A 5,511-nucleotide genomic window follows, 5' to 3' on the forward strand; every position below is an offset into this window, starting at 1 on the left:
CGCGGAGCGGGATATGCCCCGGCAAGCCGGGGCATAGAGCGCGAATTGCGCAAGCGCAATTCGAATTCCGGCGCTTGCGCCGGAATGGAATTCCGTTTACGGAATTTAAAGCGACGCAATTCGCGCAAGCGCGAATTGTGGGTGATCGCGCAAGCGCGATCACTTGGCTGGCTGCGAGGGGTGGGTGTATCGCGTGCGGGCCCTGTGTAGGGTCTGGGATTCTCAATCACTATTCCCGCAAGGAGAGTGACGGGCCATCGGCCTGACGGGGTGTCGGCCTCACCGTAGTGACGGGCTCCGCTGCGCTCCACCCGGGCTTCTCCCCCACTCTGGCGACAGACTGCAGGCCCATCGTGGCCCTGTCGGCATACAGGGAAACCGGCCGTTAGTGGGTGAGATGGAGTCACGTATCGCCCTGGGGGTGCGGTTCTGGCGTGGGTGATGCATCACAGATGCTAGCTGTGTAGAGTCTGGGATAGACACCACTACCCTGGCCCACCACTCGCCGTGCCGGACTTTCTTTCTGGTTGCGCGCCACATTCCGCGAAGAGGAGAAAACGGGAATGGCCGTGAAACTGCGTGCCCACCAGATCGAGGCTGTTGCTGCCATTGTGCGTGGTCTCGATGTTCCGCCGGGCGGTATTCCCGTCGACGGCCTGCGTGGGCAGGTGCACGCCGCGTGCGGGACGGGGAAGACCATCATTGCGGCGGCGTCGGCCAAGCGGCTCGTGCCCCAGGGTCGCGTTCTCGTGCTGGTGCCGACGCTGGATCTTCTGACGCAGACCGTGCGGGCGTGGCGTGGGGCTGGGCATGCGGGGCCGGCGGTTGCGGTGTGCAGTCTCACTGATGACCCGGAGCTGTGGAGCCTCAGGGTGCGCTCCACGACGAATCCTGTGCAGCTGGCTCTGTGGCACGGCTCTGGGCCTGTGGTCGTGTTCGGGACGTACGCCTCGCTTGGGGTCCTGGCGGAGGCGTTCGAGGGTATCTACGGGCAGCGGTTGGCTCCGATGGACCTCACGGTGGTGGATGAGGCGCACAGGACTTCCGGCTCGATGGGTAAGGCGTGGGCCGACGTCCACGATCAGGGCGTGATCCCGTCGTACCGCCGGCTGTATCTGACGGCGACGCCGCGGATCTGGGAGGAGCGGCTGGATCGTGCGGTGGCGGAGGGGGTGCGTGATCCGTTGCCGCGGGGGTTGGCGGCCTCTATGGACGACGAGGCTGTGTTCGGGCCGGTTCTGTACAAGCTCAGCCTGGCGTCGGCTGTGTCGCGTGGGCTGCTGGCGCGGTACCAGATCATCGTCCTGGAACTTCAGGACCCGGTCGTCACGCCGGAGCGGCTGATGGGCGAGGAGCGGCACAGCGAGAAGGTGCGCGGGGAGCGCCTGGGTGCGCTCCAGGCCGCGTTGCTGCACACCATGGCGCAGCACAACCTGTCGTCGTGCATCACGTTCCATCACCGGACGATGGAGGCGCAGGCGTACGCGGAGGGTTTGGGGCGTGTGGCGGCGAAGCTGCACGCGGACCGGCCGGAGGAGTATCCGGGGCGGGTCTGGGCGGACTGGCTGTGTGGCGAGCATGCCGCGGAGCGGCGGCGGGAGGTCCTGGCCGGGTTCGGGACCACGGCGCAGCGGGCTGTGCTGTCGAACTGCAGGGTTCTGGGTGAGGGCGTGGACATCCGGGCCGTGGACTGTGTGGCGCTGCTGGACCCCAAGGGCGCGCCGCATGACATCGTGCAGGCCATCGGACGCGCGCTGCGTCAAAAGCCCGGTGAGGGAAAGCTTGCTTCGTTGATCGTGCCTGTTTTTCTCCAGCCGGGTGAGAAGCCGGAGGACATGTTCACGTCGGGGTCGTACCGGCCTCTGGTGAGAGTTCTTGAGGGGTTGCGCGCTCATGACGAGGAGGCTGTGGAATTGCTGGCGATTCCACAGGAGCCGCAGAAGAGCTGGGCGCAGCCGTCTGTGAATATTGGTCCTCCGCCTGGGGAAGGTGAGGGTGAATCCCGTCTGCTGCTGCGTTTCGCCGCTCCGAGGGATCCTGTGATGGTCGCCGACTGGGTGTCGTTCAACGTGATCGACACCGAACGCCAGGACTGGGCGCGCGGCTGGGCGAAGCTGAAGGCGTACGTCGAGCGCGAGGGGAGCGCCCGGGTGCCCTACGGGTACCGGGAGGGGGCAACTCCCCTTGGGCAGTGGGTTGCTGAGCAGCGGCGCGCGTACGGGGCCGGGGAGATGAGTGGTCTGCGGGCCCGCCGGCTGGAGGAGCTCGGCATGGTGTGGTCGGTCGCCGATGAACGCTTCCAGGAAAACCTGGCGGCCGCGAAGGCGTACTACGAGGAGTACTGGACGCTGTGCGCGCCCCGGACCGTGGTGATGCTGGACCGGCCGGTCGGACAATGGCTGTCCAACCTCCGCCGGCCCGGCGCCCTGGACGGGCACCCGGAATGGAAGACCGCGCTGGAGACCGTGGACGCGGACTGGAACCCGACGTGGCCGGCCCAGTGGCAACGCCACTACGCCGTCGTACGGGAAATGCTCGCCGAGGAGACCATCCTCGGGTACATCGAACCCGGCGTCACCGTCCACGGCATGAACATCGGGAAATGGCTCACCAAGCAACGCCGGCCCGAGGTGTGGGCCGCCCTGACGGAAGGACAACGCGAACGCCTGGAAGCTGTCGGCGTCCTCCCCCACACCCCGGCCTTGAAGCCCGCTCAGGCAGAGACAGAAGCCATGGAGCCCTCCATGGCACCCGTGAACGCCTTCGAACGAGGAGTCGCGGCCCTGGCGCAATACAAGGCTCGTACGGGGTCCGTGACCGTCCCCAGAGCCCACGTCGAGCGGCTGGAAGACGGCACAGAGGTTCGACTCGGAGTGTGGATCATGAACCAGAAGACCCGCAGGAAGAAGCTCACCGCCGACAAACTCACCGCCCTCGTCAGCCTCGGACTCGAATGGGCCGCGGCCTGACACCTGTCGGGCAGCCCTGGGCGCTGCGCGCGACCCGGGGTCTTGAGCATCACCGTCGCCACCACCCGGGACTCAGCGTCGCTGCCGCTGTCCACCGCCTGCACACGGACGCGGTCCCGTACACGGAGCATGCTCAGCCACCGGACGTCCACAGCAGCGCGCCCACGGCCGCAAGCGGTGTGCCCCGCAGGCGCGAGCAGAGCTCCGGCCGCGCCGATCCGGCTACTGTCCGGGCCCTGCAGGTTCGCCACCACGTGCGCCAGCTTCTCGCTCACCTCTCCTGGATCCGGAAGGTCCGGCCTGCATCCGGACCGGCCCGGTCAGGGGAATGCCCGGTGAGCGCCCGCCTACATCCCCCCGAGAGGCGGGCGCTCACCCCTATCCGGACCACACCTGGCGGACGGCGCCGGGGGCGATGTGCGGGCAGCCGTTCTGCACGGTGGCTTCGGTGAGGGCGAGCCGGTCCGGCACCGACGCTGCGGGCTCGACGAGTCACCGAGCCAGGTCGCAGCACCGGGTTGCGGCACTAACCTGTGGTGGTGAGCGGAACCGAGCTGGATGAGTTGATCGTTGCCGACAGCGCGGCGCTGCGCGTGTGGTTGCTGAACAACCACACCACCTCCCCTGGCGTGTGGCTCGCCCTGACCAGGAAGGGCGGCTCCGTCACGTCCGGCCGGACAGCGTCTTGGGACGGTGCTCGGTGTTCCACCAGTGGGTCCAGGCCAGCACCTTCGCTGTGAAGTTGTGAAACGACATGGCATCGGAGGTCTCCGGTCTGTGGCCCGGGCCTTTGCTTCGCCGGGCGGAGCGGGGCTTGGCGGTGGTGAGGGTGTAGCCGGGCAGGGCCGCGAAGAGCATCCGGTCGACAGCCTGGTTGAGGTTTTCCACCGTGCCCTTGAGATGAGGGCTGTAGGCGGGAAGGTCCTTCACCGTCACGCCCATCGTGCCGAACGCGGCAGTGACGGCGGTGGACAGGAAGTCCTTGCCCCGGTCCACTCGCACCTGCTCCGGTGTCCCTCCTGCCAGGCCGTAAGGATCCTCACGCAGCACTGCGGCGCGCAGCGCGGCCAGCGCGGAGGCGCGGGAAGGAACGCCGGGAGTGACTGCGGTGCCGGTGATGACTTTGGTGGCCGTGTCGATGAACCAGGTCACCCACGGGCGCACCAGGTCGGCATCGACCAGCAGGGGTGCCTGGACGTGATCGGTCTCCAACACGTGATTGCGCCAGGAGGCCTCCCGTTTACCGAAGACATCGTGCGCGCGTGCCGCGTCCCGTCCCGCAGCGAGACCGGCCCGCTCCCCCGCGGTGAGATCACGCCGCACCGCACGCAAGAACGTCGATAGCGACGGCATCGGGGTCAGCAACGGCACCGCAGCCAGCGGGGCGCCCGCGGGAAAAGCTGCGGATTCAGGCGCCGGCGTCGGCTGGCCATCACAGCCGTCCTGGCCGGTCTCGGCCCGGGCCACCAACTGGCGTTGGACGGCGGAAGCGTTGCCATGCCAGTACGCCAGGAACACCCGGATCTCCCTGGTGATCTCGAACCGGTCGCTACTGCGTTCCCCGGGACGGAGCGCGGCCCGGGGCGACCGGAGGGCTCAGCCAGCCATCGCCACACCGTCCGCTCCGACACGCCCAGGCACTCCCCGGCAACGCGCATATGCTCCCGAGACAGCCGCCGCTCGGCGCGCAGCGCCAGCAGACGACGCACCGTCGGCCCCCGCAACGCCGTCAAGGACTCCTCTGGCCGGTACGGACGGTCAAACGCAGCCGCCCGGCCCCGCGTGCTGCGGGACCGGGCGACGGAAAGACGCCGATGCTCTCGAGGACGGGCACACCAAGAGGTTGGCCGTCAGGTCACATGAACTGGAAGTATCGGTCGAACCAGACTGGAGGCAAGGCCTCGTCCTCATCCTCGTCGTCCCAGCCGTGCTCTACCGCCAAGGCCGCGAGCAGCCGTTCCGTGTACATTTGCTCGAGGACGGACTTGCCGTCGTACGGCTCCAGGAGCAGCTCGACGGGGACGAATACGCAGTCCGCCTCGGTGCAGATGCCGTCGATCCAGGTCAGGAACTCCTCGGTGAGGCCCTGCTCGGACCCGGGCATGCCCTCACCGCCTGTGCCGGCCGTAACGAAGCTGCCAAAGTTGCTGAGAAGCACCCACATCGGTCGTTCGAGACCGGTCACCTCCGTGGGGATCGTGATCCCCCCGTAGTGGCTGGTGTCCTGGTTGAGGCCACTCGAGCAAGTCGGCCCGAAACGTTCCTCAAGTGCGCCTACGAGTCGGGCGAAACGCCTCCCAGCGATGACCATGTCGAAGCCCAAGGGACGTTCCAGGTGGTCCGGATCGTCGTGTTCTCTCAGGAGTGCCCGGATTTTGTCGATGGGGAGCATGGTCGAGTCCTTAACAATGTGCAGGTGTGCGATCGGACAGCGGTGGGGGGGGGGGCAAAACGAAAGCACCACACCTCCTGCCGCGGGCAGGAATGATCTCCCCTCCCCCCCCCGCCCCCCCCCCCCCACCCCCACAAGAAGGAAGGAAAA

3 protein-coding genes are annotated in these 5,511 nt (G+C 67.6%); 1 reads left to right on the top strand and 2 read right to left on the bottom strand.

All coding sequences use genetic code 11. The features are described from left to right. Nucleotides 1–563: 563 nt before the first annotated feature. Entirely contained in the window at nt 564–2,969 is a 2,406-nt protein-coding gene (locus ACZ4XX_RS24520; RefSeq protein ID WP_468510014.1) for a helicase associated domain-containing protein, read from the top strand. A 663-nt stretch (nt 2,970–3,632) separates the two neighbouring features. Here ACZ4XX_RS24520 and ACZ4XX_RS24525 read toward each other — a convergent pair. After that, entirely contained in the window at nt 3,633–4,487 is an 855-nt protein-coding gene (locus tag ACZ4XX_RS24525) for a hypothetical protein (RefSeq protein ID WP_468510085.1), read from the bottom strand. Nucleotides 4,488–4,824: 337 nt separating this feature from the next. Next, nucleotides 4,825–5,361, bottom strand: coding sequence for a hypothetical protein (locus ACZ4XX_RS24530; RefSeq protein WP_468510015.1), 537 nt, complete (start codon nt 5,359–5,361; stop codon nt 4,825–4,827). Between the last annotated feature and the right edge of the window lie 150 nt (nt 5,362–5,511).

The sequence above is a fragment of the Streptomyces sp. NPDC029956 genome, assembly GCF_055574655.1.

Bases quoted from the DNA above. Each gene is read 5' to 3' on its own strand.
- ACZ4XX_RS24520 (WP_468510014.1), top strand. From the start codon at position 564: ATGGCCGTGAAACTGCGTGCCCACCAGATCGAGGCTGTTGCTGCCATT.
- ACZ4XX_RS24530 (WP_468510015.1), bottom strand. From the start codon at position 5,361: ATGCTCCCCATCGACAAAATCCGGGCACTCCTGAGAGAACACGACGAT.